This is a genomic window from Bartonella sp. DB5-6 (assembly GCF_000278115.1).
Classification (GTDB): Bacteria; Pseudomonadota; Alphaproteobacteria; order Rhizobiales; family Rhizobiaceae; genus Bartonella; species Bartonella refiksaydamii.
The window spans coordinates 169,833-190,353 of sequence record NZ_JH725118.1; the positions used below are offsets into that span (position 1 = coordinate 169,833).

At 37.3% G+C, this 20,521-nt stretch carries 17 protein-coding genes, 1 tRNA gene and 2 pseudogenes; 3 read left to right on the top strand and 17 right to left on the bottom strand.

Features of this window, described 5'->3' with window-relative positions:
• Positions 1-8: 8 nt before the first annotated feature.
• The 13 genes and pseudogenes from MCO_RS05570 to MCO_RS05620 form a co-directional block, all read right to left on the bottom strand.
• The gene (locus tag MCO_RS05570) at positions 9-1,436 is read right to left on the bottom strand and encodes a glutamine synthetase family protein (protein WP_040298923.1); all 1,428 of its coding nucleotides are present in this window, start codon (positions 1,434-1,436) and stop codon (positions 9-11) included.
• A gap of 774 nt (positions 1,437-2,210) precedes the next feature.
• Entirely contained in the window at positions 2,211-2,519 is a 309-nt protein-coding gene (locus MCO_RS05575) for a hypothetical protein (protein ID WP_155799346.1), read from the bottom strand.
• A gap of 1,108 nt (positions 2,520-3,627) precedes the next feature.
• Positions 3,628-3,750 (bottom strand): hypothetical protein, encoded by a 123-nt coding sequence (locus MCO_RS11505; RefSeq protein ID WP_007553167.1) that lies wholly within the window; start codon positions 3,748-3,750, stop codon positions 3,628-3,630.
• 216 nt (positions 3,751-3,966) lie between these two features.
• Positions 3,967-4,389 (bottom strand): trans-aconitate 2-methyltransferase, encoded by a 423-nt coding sequence (locus MCO_RS11190; protein WP_256364621.1) that lies wholly within the window; start codon positions 4,387-4,389, stop codon positions 3,967-3,969.
• 129 nt (positions 4,390-4,518) lie between these two features.
• A pseudogene (locus tag MCO_RS11195) lies at positions 4,519-5,184 on the bottom strand (ThiF family adenylyltransferase); the annotation flags it as partial.
• A gap of 27 nt (positions 5,185-5,211) precedes the next feature.
• The gene (locus MCO_RS05595) at positions 5,212-5,442 is read right to left on the bottom strand and encodes a hypothetical protein (protein ID WP_196794028.1); all 231 of its coding nucleotides are present in this window, start codon (positions 5,440-5,442) and stop codon (positions 5,212-5,214) included.
• 32 nt (positions 5,443-5,474) lie between these two features.
• A complete protein-coding gene (locus MCO_RS05600) occupies positions 5,475-6,737 on the bottom strand; it encodes an MFS transporter (RefSeq protein WP_007553171.1) in 1,263 nt (420 codons plus the stop codon).
• A 513-nt stretch (positions 6,738-7,250) separates the two neighbouring features.
• Positions 7,251-7,313 (bottom strand): annotated as a pseudogene (locus tag MCO_RS11565) (hypothetical protein); the annotation flags it as partial.
• On the bottom strand, positions 7,301-7,408 hold the full coding sequence (locus tag MCO_RS11200) for a hypothetical protein (RefSeq protein WP_371137040.1): 108 nt from the start codon (positions 7,406-7,408) through the stop codon (positions 7,301-7,303). The pseudogene MCO_RS11565 and the gene MCO_RS11200, both read right to left, overlap by 13 nt.
• A gap of 426 nt (positions 7,409-7,834) precedes the next feature.
• A complete protein-coding gene (locus MCO_RS05605) occupies positions 7,835-8,266 on the bottom strand; it encodes an NADPH-dependent FMN reductase (protein WP_371137042.1) in 432 nt (143 codons plus the stop codon).
• 294 nt (positions 8,267-8,560) lie between these two features.
• Positions 8,561-9,904: an MATE family efflux transporter gene (locus tag MCO_RS05610; protein WP_007553173.1), complete on the bottom strand. Its 1,344-nt coding sequence runs from the start codon at positions 9,902-9,904 to the stop codon at positions 8,561-8,563.
• A gap of 327 nt (positions 9,905-10,231) precedes the next feature.
• Positions 10,232-10,308: transfer RNA gene (locus MCO_RS05615), tRNA-His, on the bottom strand.
• Positions 10,309-10,449: 141 nt separating this feature from the next.
• Positions 10,450-11,538, bottom strand: a complete 1,089-nt coding sequence (locus MCO_RS05620) for a quinone-dependent dihydroorotate dehydrogenase (RefSeq protein WP_040298957.1) — start codon at positions 11,536-11,538, stop codon at positions 10,450-10,452.
• A gap of 616 nt (positions 11,539-12,154) precedes the next feature.
• Here MCO_RS05620 and mscL point away from each other — a divergent pair.
• The gene (mscL, locus tag MCO_RS05625) at positions 12,155-12,568 is read left to right on the top strand and encodes a large conductance mechanosensitive channel protein MscL (RefSeq protein WP_007553175.1); all 414 of its coding nucleotides are present in this window, start codon (positions 12,155-12,157) and stop codon (positions 12,566-12,568) included.
• A gap of 2 nt (positions 12,569-12,570) precedes the next feature.
• Here the strand turns inward: mscL and MCO_RS05630 are convergent, their stop codons facing one another.
• The 4 genes from MCO_RS05630 to MCO_RS05640 all read right to left on the bottom strand — a co-directional run bounded on the left by MCO_RS05630 (position 12,571) and on the right by MCO_RS05640 (position 17,566).
• Positions 12,571-13,893, bottom strand: coding sequence for a HAMP domain-containing sensor histidine kinase (locus MCO_RS05630; protein WP_007553177.1), 1,323 nt, complete (start codon positions 13,891-13,893; stop codon positions 12,571-12,573).
• A gap of 117 nt (positions 13,894-14,010) precedes the next feature.
• Positions 14,011-14,232: a hypothetical protein gene (locus MCO_RS11205; RefSeq protein ID WP_007553178.1), complete on the bottom strand. Its 222-nt coding sequence runs from the start codon at positions 14,230-14,232 to the stop codon at positions 14,011-14,013.
• 81 nt (positions 14,233-14,313) lie between these two features.
• Positions 14,314-14,454, bottom strand: coding sequence for a hypothetical protein (locus MCO_RS11210; RefSeq protein ID WP_245256851.1), 141 nt, complete (start codon positions 14,452-14,454; stop codon positions 14,314-14,316).
• A 571-nt stretch (positions 14,455-15,025) separates the two neighbouring features.
• Positions 15,026-17,566, bottom strand: a complete 2,541-nt coding sequence (locus MCO_RS05640; protein ID WP_007553179.1) for a DNA translocase FtsK — start codon at positions 17,564-17,566, stop codon at positions 15,026-15,028.
• A gap of 436 nt (positions 17,567-18,002) precedes the next feature.
• Here MCO_RS05640 and MCO_RS05645 point away from each other — a divergent pair, with 436 nt between their 5' ends.
• Both MCO_RS05645 and MCO_RS05650 read left to right on the top strand, forming a co-directional pair.
• A complete protein-coding gene (locus tag MCO_RS05645) occupies positions 18,003-19,433 on the top strand; it encodes an aldehyde dehydrogenase family protein (RefSeq protein ID WP_007553180.1) in 1,431 nt (476 codons plus the stop codon).
• Between the two features lie 32 nt (positions 19,434-19,465).
• Positions 19,466-20,470, top strand: a complete 1,005-nt coding sequence (locus MCO_RS05650; protein WP_007553181.1) for an RluA family pseudouridine synthase — start codon at positions 19,466-19,468, stop codon at positions 20,468-20,470.
• Positions 20,471-20,521 lie beyond the last annotated feature (51 nt).

Genomic DNA, 20,521 nt, shown 5'->3' on the forward strand with positions numbered 1-20,521 from the left:
GACAAACCTCAAACATTCAGCAAGAGATATTCGCGCTCCCACGGACTAATCACTTCCATAAAAGTTTCAAACTCTTGTCGTTTGATTGCAGCATAAGTACTTACAAATACATCCCCTAGAATAGCACGTATCGCTGTATCTTGTTCAAATAAGTTAACAGCCTCAATAAGCCCACGCGGTAATTCAACATTATCAGCGTTCACATTACTTGTTGTTGGCTCATCGGGTTCAAGCTTTTGTTGTAAACCAATGAGACCACAAGCAAGAGAGGCTGCAAGTGCTAGATAAGGGTTAGCATCTGACGAAGGAATTCTATTCTCAACGCGCCGCCCTTGTGGAGCAGAACGTGGTACACGAAAAGCTGTAGTACGGTTATCATACCCCCACCGCAAATTAACAGGCGCAGAAATATCAGGCATGAGACGTCGATAAGAATTCACATAAGGTGCAAGCATCACAAGCACCCCAGACATATGTCTTTGTAATCCACCAATAAAATGGCGAAAACAGATACTTTCCCCGCCATCATCCTCTGTAAAAATATTAGCACCCGTTTTCTTATCAATAACCGATTGATGAATATGCATAGCAGACCCAGGCTGCCCTTGGATCGGTTTGGCCATAAAAGTTGCATACATATTATGTTTAAGCGCCGCTTCACGAATTGTTCGCTTAAACATGAAAACTTGATCAGCCAATTCAATCGGGTCACCATGACGCAAATTGATTTCAAACTGACCGGCACCTTCCTCATGAATGAGGGTATCAATTTCCAACCCCTGCGCTTCTGAAAATTGATAAATATCATCAATGAACTCATCAAATTCATTCACACCAGCAATCGAATATCCCTGCCCTCCACCAATTGAACGTCCAGACCGACCAACCGGCGGAACTAAGGGATAATCAGGATCGGGATTCTTTTCTACCAAATAAAACTCTATTTCTGGCGAGACAACGGGCTTTAACCCCCTTTGCGTGTAAAAATCAATTACTTTTCGCAAAACATTTCGTGGTGTATAATCTACAATCTGCCCATTTTGATATACAAGGTCACAAATCACTTGTGCAGTAGGAGCATCTTCCCATGGGACAATGCATAACGTAGAAAGATCAGGCTCAAGACGTAAATCACCATCTGTTTTAGGATATTCAAAACCATGGCCATCTTCAGGATAATCTCCTGAAATTGTTGCCATAAAAACTGCTGAAGGCAATGCCAACGATGTCTCCGATGTGAATTTTTTAGAAAGCATCATCTTGCCACGCGGTACACCTGCTTGATCAGGTGTAATACATTCAATATCTTCTACATTACGGAAAGCAAGCCACTGCGAAACTTGCTTCCAATTACTTACACCACGTAAATTTTTTAGGAAACCAGAAACAGGCTTAGAACTCTTGTTTCGCATTTGTTTACCATTTTTCACAGCTATAATACACCAACTTTAAAACAACAAAGGTCTGCTTTTATGGTATCATCCCATACATGAATGTCACGAAAAACTTTATTAACTTAATTTTTGAAGAATGCCAAAACTTCCATCAAAGTGAAAGAACCTTACACTCAACAAGCTATTCTATCAACCATAGTGAAAAAATTGATATTGCACGTGATACATCGGTGCGAACCTTCTCCTTATATAAAACAGTGAGAAATACCATAGTGGACGTAACCTAATTCTGATTCAAATAATCACACATAAGCAAATATTAGCAAGAATAATAAAAGCGAGATATTTAATTTCCTTTTGGCTGTAACAATGCTTAATTAAAAGAAAAGGAACTTTTCTTTTAATATGAAGCAAGTTTTGTAATCTCTATTGTTATCCACATAAAAGTAAACAACCTAGGATGGTGAGTAGCTATGCCTTTACATCTAATGCTTACAAACACTCACCCCGCCGTAATATGCGTAAATGTATTTTCAGGATAAGACATATGCTCAGCATTTCCGACATGAAACTTAACCATCCCCTGCATAACAGAGCTATCAACCTTGTTCTAAGCGGATGCTACAGACTCTGCACTTATATCAATTCCCACCGCTTGACATTGCACTTCGCACACAAGATAAGACTTTTTGCTAATCGCGCCATGCGTGATCCAATATCTGATAGTCTCCAGCCGACTAGGCGGTGTATTATTTATATCTAAAAAGACCCAAAAAATCAGGATATGAGAACGCAGTAATATCAATTTCCTTTGAACTAAAATCCTTCATCATCGATCTTCCACCATCGTAAAATCTTTTTTGTATCAGTTGCTTTCACATATTTTGACTTATGATCTAGCGATTCTGCTAACGGAATATTATAGTAAATCCCAGATTCCGCATAAGCTTGACGTATCCGCTTCCGAGCTGTAGAAGCTATCAAATTTGTTTGCGTATTTGCAAACTTATGAAAAGTAAAGTTCGGCTGAATTAGAAATGCGATCGCATCTTGTAGAGGCAAATGCCTAGCATGGTTTTCTGGATAATGCGATGAAAACACAAGTAGGTATAATCTCGTATCCATAACTTTAAATCTCCACTCATTAGCATCCTCGCCCTCAAGAAGGTTAAGAGCCAAAGCAAGACGTATGAAGTCAAAAAATTTATAGACATGCTGCACAAGTTCATTATCAGTTGTAACGTTTACACCTTCAAAAAGCAGATGTATCCATCAAGCTGGTGCACGGAATAAGTTCTAAGGTAGTCATAAATGAGCGCTAAAAACTCTCTGTCCAGACCGTAAAACGAACAAAACCAATGGTTATTCTTCCGCGAAAAAATACATTTTACGCTAGTAAAAAATACGATTTATCCGATCACCTAATGCATCTTCATGATTGATACATATTGTTTCAATATTGTCTTCAATTCTATAAAAAATACCTAAAGCATTCAACGAATGCAATAATACGTTTTTATTAAATGTAAGGGATTCAAAAATATTTTTTTGTAACAAAGATGCCGGCTGCAAGTGATATGTCTTAGTGTCTCGTGCCCTCAGATATAATCTGTCATTAAAAATGTCTCCTATGATTAATAACATAGATACCCTTTAAAGTTTAAAAAAGAAAAGCAGCACTCTATATTTTTAAAACCAACATTTCTAAACAGATCTATATTTTCATTATCAAAATTTGGTATTAATTTATTTTCCAAAGCTATTCTTTTGTTGTCAATTTCAGTCTTGGAATATCCATTTTTTTCTTTCCACTGCAAATAAGCGTCAATATATATATCATTTATAAGTGTATTAGGAAAAACAATTTTTTCAAAAACAACCAGTGTTGGCTTAGGCTCACATGAGCTTTGAATATTTCTGAGAAATTTTTCTCTGTCTACAGGTCTAATAAACTGCAAAACTAAATTCAGTATTATGAAATCCGGCCTTAAATTTTCTATACAGCGCCATTTACCATCCGATAAAAAATTATGACTCCCAAAAGTTATTTTGCTTAAATTAGAAGCTCATTTATTTTTCGCTTCCTCAAGCATATCAAGCGATAAATCAACTCCATAACAATGCTCCACAAGCCCCTCATTCAATATTTATGCATCGTAGTTCTAGTAGAGCATCCGATATCTATAAATATATTATTTTTTGAAAACTTCGTATAAAGCAGCAATATAATTTTTTAAATATTTTCATAGCCAAGAACACTCCGCACCACCATATCATCAAATACTTCACAAACATCTTTAGTAAATGAAAATGATTTGCGCTTGTCTTCCTGTAAAAAAAGCAAATTCCTAACCATACCGAAACTCCAAAACTGTGAAATACGGAACATGATGACTAGCTTTCAGCGGATCTGGATGTTGTGGCTCTACAATTTTCTTTAGAACAAAACCATATTTAAAAAAAGTATTAATATAACTTGATAACGTTCGCTTATAAGACGTAAGATGAGACATCACACTGCCATTTTATTAAGGCGTGTTTTAATTTGCTTAACCTCGTAAAAATATTTTTTTTAAGATAATTTCTTTATCAACACCAGAAACACAAGAATCTTTAACTGGATTAGGGGGATACACAGAATTTTTGCACCTCGTTGTGCCAACGTTGCTACCTTCTCTATACATTTTTGATATTCACAAATATGATCTAGTACAAGCGACAAAACGATACAATCAAATAACATATCGGTCTTATATTCATTAATATCAATTTCTAAATACTCAGTGGCTTCCCCTAATTTTCGTGACCTATCTAACATCTTTTGATTGGTATCTATCCCCACGACCATATCCGAACAACATTCTAAAACTCTTGAATACGTTCCGATCCCACATCCAATATCTAGGGATGCTCTATAGCATCCTTCTATCAAAAGGTTATTAACTATATCATTGAGTAAAATTTCATTTAAGCTATCAACTTCTCGTGAAGTCACATAATGTTCTGCAACGATATCAAAATCATGTAAATTATCTTGAGATGGAAAAACATTACTATGTTCTAGTAAAATTTCATCACTTATGTAATCGTATACCGCTACTTCATAATTATCAAGATTAATAAACAATCTTTTATTATGAAGAAAACGGGAGTCACCACATACGTATTTAATTACTTCATGAGCACAAATAGAAGAAACAAGATAATTTAGCGGTCCGTAAGAAGGAGCCTGATAGTTTTTATTTATAGTATATCTTAACTCGCTACATTCTATATCCATATTTTTAGCGAGCACATCAAAACCAAGATTGGAATCTGGAAAAAACATTGGACCTATGGCTCCCAAACGCCCTAAATATCCTGCATTAATAACCGGAGTCGAAATCTTTTTCTGAATCTCAGCCATTAACTCAAATGCATTCGGTGGATCAGCAGACAATACAACAAGGTCGACTCCTATTAAAAAAGAACAAAATTCATCTAATGCCTCGATCTCAAGTAAACGCGGCAAAGTTACAACTTGACAAGTACTGTTGTGCTTTAAAATGCGTGCTTTTAAAGCATCTACTTTTCGCAGACCCATCTGTGCTTCAATAAAAGCGGTGGTCCTTGTTAAATTTGATAATTCAATTCAATCGCCATCGGTTATCCTTAAATAACCAATACCTGCAGCAGCTAAAAGGGTTGCTACGTTAGAACCAATGCCACCTGCACCGATCACCCCAATTTTAGCCTGCTGTAAAGACCGCATAGCAAGATCATGATCTACTCCTGCCATATCCAAAAACAATCGATGTCTATCGTATCTATCCTGTTTCTAAACAGTAGATATAATTTTATACTCCATAAGATCTTGTAACAACACATCAATATCATAAGCCTCTTGATATGCTCGTTCGCGATATTTCTGGCTAATAGCAGTACATTCATTTGGTACATTCAAATCTATAAGCATCTCTACTAAAAACGATGGACAGCCATTAATTTCAACTAAATCCATATAAGATGACACACACACTATTTTTTCTTGTGTCTTTATGTAAGTCACAGGCAAGGCCCTATTCAACTGTATCTTCACTCTCAGACCTCTTCGTTTTTTATTAATTTTTTATCAGTATAAAGCCAAGCCAAATTAAGCGGAATAATTAAACATATACAAAGCAAGGCGAAACAAAAAGCTGCTTCTATACAAACATTTATACAAACATTATTCGCCAACCAACCAATCAGCACAAGCGCTAAAATACCAAAAATACGTGCAAGAAAATTAACAATGGATAAAACCGTATTTGCATTCTTTTGTTGAATATGTTTAAAAAATTCTGCTTCAAACTGCGTCACAGGGACAGAAAAAAAACTGTGAAATACGGTGAATAAAATAATGGGGGCCCAACTGTTTGCAACGAGAAGCAGAGCAAGCATAACAACAGCACTCAGGACTAGTGAGCACAAAGTTATTGCCATAGGAGCATATTTTTGCATAAGATATTTAATTACAAAGCGATTAAATAAGTATTTTACGAAAGTATAAGACACAAAGCACAGGCCAAGAATAAGGATTTTAGTCTTTCCTGTTGCATTGTCTAATACTCCTGTTTGACCCAAAATAAAAGGTTGCCAAAAATGAAATATAGGCTGCAATGCAGCAACAATAAAACCACATATCAATATATAATATAACCCGATCTTTGAGGTAACTAAATAAGCAAAAGCTTCTGTTGCATGCAACAAAGAACCTGAGTCTATTGGCTTACTACCCGAAACAGATGCAATAGCTATCCCCGTCACCCGACTAAACAAGAATATAAGCACGAGAAACCCGAAAGAACAAAAATAATATGCTGACTGATAATTATCCATACACAAAACAATAAGAACACCTAGCGCACCAGCAACCATATTCATGAATGCCGTTAGTTCCCGTTTATAGGCGTTTACTTGGTGGTAGATCAAACTACCCTTGTAACCACCGCCGTCGATTAAGCCTTTAATCCATGTGCTATCAGCGCCAGAACATAAAGCAAAGCCTAAAGCATAAATAATTTCTGCCGGAATTAAGACAGAAAGATTAGGCGCGTAAATACATAAAAAGAAGAAGAGCGAAAAAAAGAAACATGATAAGATAACATTTTGTTTAACGCCGATTTTATCTCCTAAAATCCCACAAGGCACTTCAAAAATACAAATAGCTACGCTAAACACAATTTGCAATAAAGCTAACTGTGTTATACTAACACCCATAGACAAGAAAAAAAAAGCATGGAAGGAACCTGTAATCAGCCGAACCCCGCTCATTGCCGCACAGCCATAGAGCAATTTTTTAACTTCATAATCTATTGTCATTAATATATCCAAAAGCTATAAAGCTGGCAGCTTTTTTTGCTGCCAGCTTTATATATTTTAAAACCTCAATTCAGAAGGGAGCGTCGAACAGCCATTTTCTACTCACTTGCTTGGGCGTTGAGCGCAGTAACATCAGCCCGCTTAATTTGAATTTTTTTCAGTGGTTTATATACATCTTTAGTTTTCGTAATTTTACCTCCTGTATTAAATGAAAACAATAAAATTTAACATGAAGTACACATTATAGCTACTTTATAGCTACCTTTTGTTAATTTATTATTTTGATATAAAAAGCTTTGCTCTCCTCCTCGCGCCTAGGTTAAGTATTTCATGCATCAATCATTCTGTAACAACCACCGCAGCACTTGGAAACTCATGCGCTCCTTCGGGCAAAGTACGCTTATATTCACGCCATTTTGTCACCGGCTGTGCACCATACTCGAAACCCATCTCAAGCGCCGCAAAATGCGCAAAATAAAGCTTTTGTTCGCCCTCACACTCTAATACCGCCCAATCTGGTGTGTAAGAGCCGATTAGCGTTGCAATTTTAAACTCCTTTGCAACTAAAAAAATAATCTTACATCAGGATTATTATCGAGATTTTGTGCAAACTCTTTCTCAATACGACTCTCACAAATCACATGATCATAAACACTTTTCTCGTTGACCACCGCCAGCCATTTGGTCGCCTTTTCCGACCTAATTTTACAGATGTGGCCTCAATCTTATTATGATGCGTACATCCAGAGATTATTTTATCCTCTGTATTAGAGCCAAAAACATGAACAACACGCAGGGGCTTCGGTAATAAGGCCAGCTGCTCAAGCAATCTACACAAAAATACATGTGCAGACGAATGCCCCTACAATAGGCAATATTTCAAGCTCGTCCATAGGGGGCCCCTTTTAAAAATTGCGCCTGTAGCTTATCACAGTAATAATCCCAAAATACACATTTAGCCCTTGTCTGAAATAACTCAATTTTGGATTGATGAGAACGAAAACACGCTGCGATAATCACATCGTCCAGCCATAATGACCTACACAAGGGAGCCAACCATTCCTGTACCACCAACGACTAAATAATTGTATTTCCTATCATTTTTGATCATATTCTCCTCCCTTATTGTTTAAAAATCTATAATACATTTCATCAGCAAGATTATGTGCAGCGAGCCCGTACATCTTCGCTGCTAAATCCCCATGTACGGTTTTCATTCTCAGACGCAAAATCATCTTTAGCTGAAGCAACCTGACATTGCAGTGCCTGTCCATAAAGCGTATGCACAACTGGTCCAAAATAACATGACAGTAGCGCATTTTTTGGCTGTACTGCCATGAGAGAGAAAGAGAACCAACAGCTTTATCCCCAAAAGCATCATAATCTAAATTATCAAGAGCGTTCTTCAAAATCCCTGAATAAAACTCGTGATAAACAGGATTTGAAAGAATAGCTCCATCAGCAGCTGCGTGTGTTTTGACAAACGCATGTACTTTGGCACAGCGATTGTAATGACTTATAAAAACAATAACTTTTTTAAATCATTTCCCACCGGCCTATAAATATAGGCACGCTTTTTCTAGCCATTTTTTACGGTATTAAACTGTTCCAATTTACCGAACTTACTCCTCATTGAAGCCGAATGATTTTAATAAACCTATATTATTTTAAAACTCTATAGATAATATTAAAGTTACAAATAAAGGAACTTCTTTTTCATATTAAGCAAGTTTTATAACCTATATTGTTATCTACATAGAAGTAAACAGCCTCTATAGGTGGGATGAGGTGCTATACCTTCACAGTGAGTGCTTTTATAACACTCACTCCGCCCCAAACATAGGATTGCGTTTTATTAAATAACCCACGCGCATATAATTAAAGAGAGAAACAATTAAGCTTGCGCCAGTCATACCAAGCCAGTAGCCAATAAAACCATATTCAAAAAAATGCGCCATGAGCGCTCCCCCAAATAAGCCTATCCCCCAATAGCCTATTGTTACAACAATTGTTGGCCAAAACGTATCAAGCAAGCCCACAAGTATGCCATTGAGCATGGCTCCTAAAGTGCCAAAAGCAAAAGACAATAAGATGAATGGAAACAACTCCCAAGAGAAAACAACAACGCTGTCCTGAGAAATATCAAAGATGGTTGTAAGAATAAATTCATAAGAGAGATAAACAATTCCTGATAAAAACAAGACATAAGCTACAGCAAAAACTGTAACACTCATACGCAGCTGTTTTAGAGCCATATTATTCCCATCAGCTCTATACCACGCTGCTATTGTCGCGGCTGCGCTGGAAATCCCTAAAGCCACCACAGAAATAAGCATATCGAGACGCATTCCAATCGTATGCGCGGCCAAAGCTTGGACACCATAAGCCGTAATCATGAATGCAATGACAGAAGGAAAGCCCTCCGCAATAAGAATACGTATACCAATGGGAAGCCCTACGCGCAGCAAATTTATTATTCGTGAAATCTCTAACTTTGGTCTCAAATAATTTAAGGGAAAGGAATGAAAAGCAGAATTGCGGACCAGAATTATTGCCGCTGCCATAACAATTAAAATACGGATAAAGCTACTCGCAATTCCAGCACCAAAGACACCTAATCCGCTTGCAGAACCTATACCAAAAATAAGCGACCAAGAGAGAAGAAAATTTATAGGAATAGCCGCAAGCATAACCCAAGTTAAGGGCTTTGGATTACCAATTGCTGACAGTAATCCGCGGCTATTCACATAAAGATAAAAAAACACCACCCCTATAGCAGCGCCATTATTATATTCCTGCGCTATATTGGCAATTGCCCCCTCTTGGCCGAGAAGACACAAGATATTCCTCGTGTTGAGTAAAATGATCGCACTCGTCATTCCAATCAAAAGGGAAAGCCATATTCCTTGATCAAACCATGCCTTCAATGCATCTCTATCTTGTTTGCGAAAACTTTCCGCAAGTTTTGGTGCAACTGCGGTAATAATACCTAGCCCTAACAACATAACAAAACTAAACATACTCAGAGCCAACATTGTACCACTCAAGGTTTGAACGCCTAAATGCGCCACAAGCGCTGCATCGGTGAAAGAAATCATCATCTGAGAAATAAACCCAATAGCCTGTGGCATGCCAAGAGATAGCAATTGCTTCATCACAACAAACATTGGGAAATCCCCTTCCATATTGAAGGGCATATTAAACTTGCATCTTTTAAACAAAACGTATTGATTTTTTCCGTAAAGTCTTTCCATCGCAAATCTTGCGTAAAGGATGCATAATGAGAACTCATTAAGCTAAGAGGAGATGCCCAATTCTTAAAGGAAAAGCGCAATGCGCCTTTATTCGTTTTTTGGACTTCATGCCATGCATTTTTTTGTACAACATTATGCCCCTAAGAAGCTATAGTCGTTGATACAATATCCTTAGCAGGCGTTTGTTCGTCTTGCACATCCATTTACAATATTTTCAATAAAATCTTTTGGAAAATTTTTTGGTACGGTTGGTGGGATTTGAACCTACGACCTCTGGTGCCACAAACCAGCGCTCTAACCAACTGAGCTACAACCGCATAAAAAATAAATGCACCACAACTGTTTACTATTTCGTAAACATTTAATTCTCTGTTTGTGTGACATAAGGAAGATCAGAAAAGTTTGCAAGCCCCTTTTAAAAAAAATCCTGTACTTTTTATTAAGAAAAAATAGTTTTGTCATAAAGGGAGCGGACGTTTTGCCCAATACTCAACACGATGATCACGATAGGTTTTTATAGAATCAATACCATCTTGCTGCATAAACTGCAAAATGCCTTCTAGAATAGTTACGGCAAGGTCTGGTCCTTCATAAACCATTCCACTATATAATTGGATCAAATCTGCACCAGCTTTCACTTTTTCCAAAGCTGTTTGTGCATCCTTTACACCACCAACGCCAATGATTGCAATTTCCTTACCTAATTTTTGACGCATTTTTGCAAGTACAATAGTGGAAAGTTCGAAGAGTGGACTCCCAGAAAGCCCTCCCTCCTCACCACTTAGTAAGCTATCCTTAAGCCCTTGGCGTGAAAGAGTAGTATTAGAAACAACGAGACCATCAAAATCAGAAATTTTCATCTCTTCAGCAATATCGTCCAATTCTTTCTCTGATAAATCAGGCGCGATTTTTAAAAAAATGGGAACAGAGAATCCATGCTTTTTCTTTTGCTCATTGCGTACTTGCGAAATTTCATTCATCAAAAGATGCAAATTATCACGCGCTTGTAAATCGCGCAAACTGGGCGTATTAGGCGAAGAAATATTAACCGTAAAATAGTCAGCAATATCATAAAAATAAGCTACACCAGCAGTATAATCATCAATTTTATCAACAGTATCCTTATTGGCACCAATATTGATTCCAACAATGCCAAGTTGTTTACGTGCACGAAGCCTGCTATAAACAACTCGATGCCCTTCATTATTGAAACCCATTCTATTAATAATTGCTTCATCTTCTCTTAAGCGAAAAAGTCGCGGTTTAGGATTTCCAACCTGAGGCCTTGGTGTAACTGTACCAACTTCAGTAAAACCAAATCCTAAACGAAAAATAGCATCGACAACCTCTGCATTCTTATCAAAACCCGCAGCAAGACCAACAAAATTTTCAAACTTAAGATCCGCAACAGTCACAGACAAACGTTTATCAACGACCTTTCGACAACTGTTCAATCCACTCTTCAGTCCAATAATTGCTAAACAGTGCGCATGCTCTGGATCCAACATAAATAAAGCAGGACGACCAATACAACGAAAGAAACTCATCAATCCTTCTCCAAATATAAAATTGATCCAATGCACCACACGCCAATCTTTTAACCCAAAAGATCGCGAATAAAGATGAACCATCATCCAAATCAGAGCCTGCCTTCTACTACAAGAAAATTCGTAATATAACTACAAGAAAGTTCATAACATAATCGCTATGCATGTTTACGCACACTACGTAGAATGAGAGCCTTTTGGTCTTTTAAAAACTTTCTTTACCTTTTCACAATTGTTAAAATATTAAAAATTGAAATCATCTGCAAACAAGAGAAATGAATGTCCCATAAAATAGATTTTTTCAATATGTTAGCAAAAAGATTTTGTAATGATTGTATAATTGTATAAATGAATCATAGCTTCCTGATTTTATTTATAAAAAGAACAGATACAGCTTTTATAAAAAAGTTTTCCGTCACGTTGAATTCTACAAGATACTCCTTGGGTTAAATCAAGCAGAACCCTTCATTAAACTTTTTAACATGTATAATATTCTTGGAAAAAATTCTTGGTATTTGTAATATAATATTTTAGAAAATAAAAATTGCCCTTTCCTTTTTCATAAAAAGCGATAATTAAAATTATCGTATATCTTTTATATAAAGGGGAAAACGCAATGCTTAAAGAATTCAAAGAATTTGCCCTAAAGGGAAATATGATTGATCTCGCTATTGGTGTGATTATAGGGGGAGCTTTTGGTGGCTTGGTCAATTCAATTGTTAATGACATTTTTATGCCAATTATTGGACTTATTACGGGTGGAATTGATTTTTCTAACATGTTTATTCAGCTTGCAGGAGAGAGACAAGCTACACTGAGTGCCGCTAAAGCAGTTGGAGCAACAATTAGCTACGGTAACTTTATAACTTTACTTATCAATTTTCTTATTATTGCTTGGGTTCTTTTCCTCTTTGTTAAAGCTATGAATAAAGTACGCAGAAAACAAGAAGAAGAGGAAAACCCTAAGAAAATGTCTCTAGAAGAACAACTTTTGTCAGAAATTAGAGATCTTTTGGCTAAGAAAAAATGAATTTATGTATGGTTTGCCTCATGCAATACAGGAAAAAACATTTCCACAGTTGTTCCATGATTGGGTTTTGAAAATAATAAAAATTGACCACCACTTTCTTCTACCATTGCCTTACACAGCGGTAGCCCCAAACCAGTTCCCATAAAAGCGCTATCACCAGAGCGTCCATCTTTACGCTCTATCTGACCATAAGGTTGCAGTGCCTGTACAATCTCTTCATCACTCATCCCGATACCGTTATCACTTACTGCAATCTTTACGCGCTCTTTTTTTCCATGAGAAACATAAATTATAATTTGCCCACCTGATGGTGTAAAACGAATGGCATTGGAAAGAAGATTCCATACAATTTGCCGCAATATTTGCCGTGACACCCCAATAAATGGAACATGAGCTGGAGCAACAATACGCATGATAATCCCATTATGATTAGCCTGTGTTTCAAGAAAAGCCATACTAGCACGCAAACAAGATATCACATCAAATGCTTCAGCTATAAGAGGCGTATTGATCTGATCATTTGAGCTAGAATAATTTGCTTTTGAGCATTCTAGTAATTGATTAACCAACGATAATATATGTTTTCCAGATGAGATAATATCGCGTAAATATCCACGATAACGCTCATTGTCTATCATACCAAAACGGCCATCTCTCATAATTTCTGCAAAACCAATGAGAGCATTCAAAGGCGTCCGCATTTCATGAACAACTCCAACTATTTTATTCTCTTCTGCTTTTTTATCTATCGGTAGAATTATTCCGGTTATATCATGCAATATAACAGCATAATTGTCTTGCCGTGCCAAAGGGACAATCGTAATAGAAACTGTTATATTTTTATGGCTTTTCGTCACCAACTCAGCTATCTCACGATTAAAAATCTGATTTTTTCCTTTTGTACGAATCAATTTAAAATATTTTTCAACTAAAAATTGGCTCTGCAAAGTAAATAATGATGATAATGGCTGTGCCAGTAATTCATTTATTTCATAGCCAGTTAAAGCCAAAGCAGCACTGCTAACCGATTGAATTAAACCCTGCCCATCCAACCAAAAAACGCTTTTAATCGCTGCATCCAACAATGATAAAACCACTGCTGGTTCTTTTATGAGAGTTTGTTCTATAGCATTTGCCGTCAATGTCTGTGCACTTGGCAACAAAACAGCCGTTTCTTTAACCAAAGGCTCGCATCTTACAGATGGATGCAACTCTCCACGCAATCGTTCTGCGATCTCACGAAAAGCTGAACGCTCTATCTCTGAAAGACTCTGCATTTTGGTATCCGATTCTTTATCTTTTTTCTCTTGAACTTTTTCTTGCATCTTCAAACCACGAAAACCCTTAAGCCACTGTTTGGCATAAAAAATTGGCCAAGCAGATAATTTAACACCAAGGTATTGAGGACAACCATCAACAAGTCATTAAACCGCCTATTCGCTCTAAGGCGCAGCTGCTTCACTAAGACCACTAAGTAATTGATACCGTTCATCATGAAATTGGTTGACGAATCCATAAAAGTAGGATCCTAAAATAAGAAAAAATATAGGTCCAACAATTTCAGCTAACTCTTTTGGAACATCACAAAATCGACCGTTGTTATCCATTTTCCAAGTGAAATATCGTAGCAAAAGTTCTGGCGTAAAATAAAAAGGTTTCTGCATAATCTTCAACTCATCTGCATTTAATGGCACGTATAAGACCAAAAAACTTAACGATTTTACTTCTAAGCGAATTACGAACACTTAGACTATAGGTAAAACAGTTTTTATTGGCATCTCATTATTAATTGTCTGTAGCAAAAATCTGATTGTTTCATCCACAAAACAAAAATGAGATAAAACTTCCAACAACGTTGCATATTCATCAACAACGGAAATAGACATTGTTGTGCTATCCAAAAGAGAAATATTTTCTTCCTGCAAAGCTTCTAACAAAAACGCTTATCTAAGAGAAATTACAAAGAGCTCAATGTAGTGCTTTAAACTATCTAGCGCAACAAAACTTGTACAATTGAACACCATTCAATATCTCGTAATGCTCCACTTAACCAAAAAATGCCTTTCTTTCATCATATCTGCGACAGAAAAGAAACCCTCCTATATGCCCGCCGCACTATGCAACTAAAGAATATTTTACAATCAGCGAAAAGAACAAAAGCTATCTTTTCCCGTATGAAGGCTTGCTTAATTTCTTCACATGCCAGATAATCTAAAAATGACAAAGACTTCTCCATCCCTTCCTTGTACCATCCTATACTGCACACTAGCAAACTTAATAAATATCGCTTCTATTTTATTGCTCCTCATTCAATATTTTTAATATTTCACAAAATTCACAATAAAAAACCAAGCATGAGACAACGTAGGCTCTTATAAAATAAAGCAAGCATTACCCATTAAAATAACAATCATTAGGCATTTTAAAAGTCACGCATCTTTAAAATTGCCTTGCTTATTATTGTACCTCATTGATGAGAATTTCGCGTTTCCCAACATGATTAGCGGCTCCAACAATGCCTTTTTCTTCCATACGCTCAACGAGAGAAGCTGCTTTATTATAACCAATTGCAAGCCGGCGTTGAATATAAGATGTCGAACATTTTTTATCACGCATAACAATTTTTACAGCTTGCATATAAAGTTCTTCACCATCTTCCCCAAAACTTTCTGCCGTAGAAACTTCAGCAACTGAATCAGCAAGCTCAACCTCTTTGTTATCATCTTCACTATCCGTTACCGTTGCTAAATAATCAGGCTTTCCTTGCATTTTAAGATGTGCAACTATGGATTCAACTTCTTCGTCAGAAACAAAAGGCCCATGAACACGTACAATACGCCCACCACCTGCCATATGAAGCATATCCCCTTGTCCCAAAAGTGTCTCAGCTCCTTGTTCTCCCAAAATTGTACGACTATCAATTTTTGATGTTACTTGAAAAGAAATACGAGTAGGAAAATTCGCTTTAATCGTGCCTGTAATGACATCAACAGAAGGACGCTGCGTTGCCATAATAAGATGAATACCTGCCGCACGCGCCATCTGCGCTAAACGCTGAATGGCATTTTCAATTTCTTTACCCGCCACCATCATGAGATCGGCCATCTCATCAACAATCACAACAATATAAGGAAGCTGCGTTAGATCCATCGCTTCTTCATGATAAAGCATTTCCCCACTTTCCTTATCAAAACCCGATTGCACAGTACACATGATCGTTTCACCTTTTTGTGCCGCGAGTGCAACGCGCGCATTAAAACCATCAATATTACGTACACCTAATTTAGCCATTTTGCGGTAACGCTCTTCCATTTCACGGACCGCCCATTTTAAAGCTGTTACAGCTTTTTTGGGATCTGTTACAACAGGCGTTAAAAGATGTGGAATGCCATCATAAACAGAAAGTTCTAACATTTTAGGGTCAACCATAATCAAACGACACTGCTTTGGTGTCATTCGATAAAGAATCGACAAAATCATTGTATTAATTGCAACGGATTTCCCCGACCCCGTTGTTCCCGCAACCAATAAATGAGGCATTTTCGCTAATTCTGCAATGACAGGCTCACCATTAATCCCCTTCCCCAAAGCAAGAGCTAGTTTAAATTGGCTTTTACGAAAAGAACTTGTTTGGATTAATTCTCGTAAATAAACTGTTTCACGAACCGCATTTGGTAACTCAATTCCAATAACATTGCGTCCAGGAATCACAGCAACGCGTGTAGAAATAGCAGACATCGAACGAGCAATATCATCGGAAAGATTAATGACCCGCGATGATTTTACTCCAGCAGCAGGCTCAAATTCATACATTGTTACCACTGGTCCTAGATGAACATGGATAATTTCACCCTTAATACCAAAATCTTCCAAAACACTCTCCAAAAGCCCAGCACCACGCTCTAATGTTTCCTGCGAAATTATCGCGCCTTCATGAAAAACAGGTTCCTGCAATAAATTGATCGGAGGAAATTCATAAGTGCCATCGTCAAAAGATTGAACGTTTGACATAAAAGCAGAACTATAATTGTCTAACAACGTGCTAGCAGATCGCAATGCTTTGCCTTTTTGTTTTATCGCAGGAAAATCTTCTGAACTCTTTGCAACACTTTCTGTTCTACAATCGGTAATATTCTTGGCATTTTTAGTTGTTGTAGGAGTCTCTGCATCAGTAGATTCTACATCACCTAACGTATCAGTAGAATTTTCAATACTGATCTCAGAGTGAGGCTTTTGATTCTTTTTAACAAGATCACTCTTTACATGCATCAAAGCGGAAGTTTTCTCAATTCCTCGGATATTCTTTTCTGGAGATTCGAATAGTGTTGAATCGTAAAACTGTGGAAAGCGGCATTCAAGAACACGGTAAAGAGCTGTAATTGACTCATCGAATACAGAAGTAGTATCGGATGTGACTTCATTCCCCATGAACTCAATCGGTGTTATGTCCTCTCCTGAAGTTTTAGTGTCCACCTGTTCTAATATAAAGGATTCACACTCAAAAAATGCGTCATCGGAAAGATAAAAAATAGGCTTTGTTTTTTGAACCACATTTTCTACTTGTAATTTATGCTTCTGTTTATCCTCCTTAAGCGGCGTACTAACAGCTTGCTGTGACAACTGCTTCAAAACTGTTAAATGGCAAATTGATGCTTTATTCTCTAGCGATTGAGGATTAACCACTCTTTTGATCGATGGAGAGTTTGTTGTTTTTTTGTTACAGTGTATAATATTTGTAAGATTTTTTCGCTCTTGCTTGGTCAAAACTTTAAACTGTTTGGCAAAAACTGGATCTGTTTCTATACGACGACGCAAGATTTCAACTTCTGGTGTTCGTGTAAAACGCACGTTTTGTCTGAGAGTAAATGCCTTTTTCCATACTTCTGGGTAAGGAAATATCTCTGCAATCTTAGTAGATGAACTGCTTTCTGATACATCTTGTACACTCTCATCAGAAAAAGAAGGCGTAGAAATAGATTTTTTTTTCGAATTATGCATGACACCCTACAAACTGATAGCAATAAAAACAATTAACTCTTCAAAAAGAATGCATAGAGACTATAGAGTATGAAGGTTAATAACCTTTTGCTGGATGTCACTTTTAATAAAAAAATAATGCTATAATTTCTCTTAAATAAAATTTTCACCACAAATACTGGGCAAATTGCAAAATTCATACTGCCTATAAGCTGTACTGCATTTGTTTCGAAAAAAACTCTGTAATAAAAAATTACGAAATTGCCAGTTGTTCTCTTTCCATTTTATAAGAACAGTTAATATGAGAAGCACTCTTTTAGCTTTTTGATCTCATTGTCATAAAACAAACCAGTTTCTTTACCTTTGATAAGATTATCCTTGTTATCCTTATTTAAAAAGGTTCAAATAGGAAAAAAATTTAATAACACAAAAATAGAGAGAAATTAGGGAGTAAATCATGTTGAATAAGCGGAAATTTTATATCAATGGTCTATGGGATGATCCAAGCACTCCTCACGATCTATATGTTATTAATCCATCAACAGAAGAGGCTTGTGCTGTCATTAGCCTTGGTAGCATAAGAGACGCAGATAAAGCAATTAACGCGGCTCAAATAGCTTTTCAAACTTGGAAAACAACCCAACCTAGTGAACGTCTGGGTTTTGTTGAAAAAATTTTAGAAATCTATGAAAAACGCTCAGGCGATATGGCAAAAACCATTTCAATGGAAATGGGAGCACCTATTGATATGGCGCTCAATGCGCAAACCGCAACTGGGAGTTCTCATATTCGCAACTTTATCAAAGCTTACAAAGAATTTTCATTCCAAGATGTTTTAATAGAAGGAAATGAGCAAGCGATTCTTCATTATGATCCTATCGGCGTCGTAGGATTGATTACACCATGGAATTGGCCCATGAACCAAGTGACACTTAAAGTTATCCCAGCTCTTTTGGCTGGCTGCACTATGGTGTTAAAACCCTCTGAAATTGCTCCTCTTTCTGCTATGCTTTTTGCTGAAATTTTAGATGAAGCTGCTCTCCCAGCAGGCGTTTTTAATTTAATTAACGGTGATGGTGCCAACATTGGCTCTTACCTCTCTGCTCACCCAGACCTAGAAATGATCAGCTTTACCGGATCAACTAGAGCAGGAAAAGATATTTCTAAAAATGCTAGCAACACTTTAAAAAGAGTCTGTCTGGAACTTGGAGGTAAAGGAGCTAACATCATCTTTGCTGATGCCGATATAGATGCTATTCAACGTGGTGTACAACACTGCTTTTACAATAGTGGGCAAAGCTGTAATGCACCAACACGTATGCTTGTGGAACAAGCTATCTATGACAAAGCCATCAGAACAGCCAAAGATATTGCTGTAAAAACACAAGTGGGGCCAGGGCACCAAGCAGGAAATCACATTGGTCCTGTAGTTTCAAAACAACAATACGACAAAATACAAGATCTTATTCAATCTGGAATTGATGAAGGTGCAACCCTTGTCGCGGGTGGATCTGGTTTACCAATGGGAATGGAACGCGGTTATTATGTGCGCCCAACAGTCTTTGCCGATGTGAAACCCCATATGCGTATTTTTCGAGAAGAAATCTTTGGTCCAGTCCTCTCGATTATTCCCTTTAATACAGAAGATGAAGCCATAACTTTGGCCAATAACACCGAATATGGTCTTACAAACTATATACAATCGCAAGATCGCGGCAAATGTCGTCGTATTGCTGCACAAGTACGGTCTGGGATGGTAGAAGTTAACGGACATGGATTACCCAGTGGTAGTTACTTTGGAGGAGTCAAATTTTCTGGGCGTGCTCGTGAAGGCGGTCACTGGGGAATTAAGGAATTTCTTGATACCAAAGCAATTTCATACTGGTAAAAGAATCTTATTCAAAGCTTTATAGGGATTGTATGATAACACAGCAAATAACGGATGAAGATGCTCTTGGGCAACGTCTCGATCAGTGGCTAGCTAAACAATATCATAATGCACTGTCGCGTTCACGTCTGCAAACTCTCATCCGTGAAGGCTATCTTAAAGTTGATGGTCAATTAATAAAGGAACCGAAAACAAAATTAAAACCTAACCAAATTATCGAGTTGACGATGCCTACCCTTCGTGATGCAGAACCTAGCGGTGAAGCCATTGCATTGGACATTCTCTTTGAAGATGATCACGTCATTGTCATCAATAAACCAGCTGGTCTCGTTGTCCATCCTGGCAATGGCAATTGGAGTGGAACATTAGTTAACGCTCTTATCTATCATTGTGGTGAAAGTTTGTCTGGTATTGGAGGTATTAAGCGCCCAGGCATTGTGCATCGTCTCGATAAAAATACAACTGGAGTCATGGTGGTCGCTAAAAATGACTTGGCTCATAAAAGCCTCAGTGCCCAATTTTCTGACCATGGACGTACCAGCGCATTAGATCGACGATATCATGCTTTGATTTGGGGATCTCCTAACCGTAATGTTTGGACAATTGATGCAGCTCTTGGACGCTCTCCCCATAACCGAACGAAGCAAGCTGTCGTCCATAACAAAAGCCCCCATGCTCGCCACGCTATTACACATTTTTCTCTCTTAGAAAAATATGGAACTTTTACAGATACAACATCTTTTGCTAGCCTTCTGGAATGTCGTCTAGAAACTGGACGTACACACCAAATTCGTGTTCATATGGCCCATATCGGACACCCACTCGTAGGTGATACTGTTTATGGAAATGCTTTTAAAACAAAATCAAATACATTCAATCCGATTATTAAAAATGCAATTGATCAACTCAACCGACAAGCTCTCCATGCAACCAGTCTTACCTTTGAACATCCCGCTACAGGTGAAATTATGTCTTTTTCTTCACCTCTCCCCCAAGATATGATTGAACTTATCAATCATTTTAAAAAAATGAATTGAAACTTTTAGTCTTCTCAGGATTTCACAATAAAATATCTCTTTTTGAACAAA

What these genes read in the sequence shown, in the direction of transcription:
- MCO_RS05575 (WP_155799346.1), bottom strand. Translation starts at nt 2,519, where the DNA reads ATGGATACGAGATTATACCTACTTGTGTTTTCATCGCATTATCCAGAA.
- MCO_RS11505 (WP_007553167.1), bottom strand. Translation starts at nt 3,750, where the DNA reads ATGGTTAGGAATTTGCTTTTTTTACAGGAAGACAAGCGCAAATCATTT.
- MCO_RS05600 (WP_007553171.1), bottom strand. Translation starts at nt 6,737, where the DNA reads ATGACAATAGATTATGAAGTTAAAAAATTGCTCTATGGCTGTGCGGCA.
- MCO_RS05610 (WP_007553173.1), bottom strand. Translation starts at nt 9,904, where the DNA reads ATGTTTGTTGTGATGAAGCAATTGCTATCTCTTGGCATGCCACAGGCT.
- MCO_RS05620 (WP_040298957.1), bottom strand. Translation starts at nt 11,538, where the DNA reads ATGAGTTTCTTTCGTTGTATTGGTCGTCCTGCTTTATTTATGTTGGAT.
- mscL (WP_007553175.1), top strand. Translation starts at nt 12,155, where the DNA reads ATGCTTAAAGAATTCAAAGAATTTGCCCTAAAGGGAAATATGATTGAT.
- MCO_RS05630 (WP_007553177.1), bottom strand. Translation starts at nt 13,893, where the DNA reads ATGCAAGAAAAAGTTCAAGAGAAAAAAGATAAAGAATCGGATACCAAA.
- MCO_RS11205 (WP_007553178.1), bottom strand. Translation starts at nt 14,232, where the DNA reads ATGCAGAAACCTTTTTATTTTACGCCAGAACTTTTGCTACGATATTTC.
- MCO_RS11210 (WP_245256851.1), bottom strand. Translation starts at nt 14,454, where the DNA reads ATGTCTATTTCCGTTGTTGATGAATATGCAACGTTGTTGGAAGTTTTA.
- MCO_RS05640 (WP_007553179.1), bottom strand. Translation starts at nt 17,566, where the DNA reads ATGCATAATTCGAAAAAAAAATCTATTTCTACGCCTTCTTTTTCTGAT.
- MCO_RS05645 (WP_007553180.1), top strand. Translation starts at nt 18,003, where the DNA reads ATGTTGAATAAGCGGAAATTTTATATCAATGGTCTATGGGATGATCCA.
- MCO_RS05650 (WP_007553181.1), top strand. Translation starts at nt 19,466, where the DNA reads ATGATAACACAGCAAATAACGGATGAAGATGCTCTTGGGCAACGTCTC.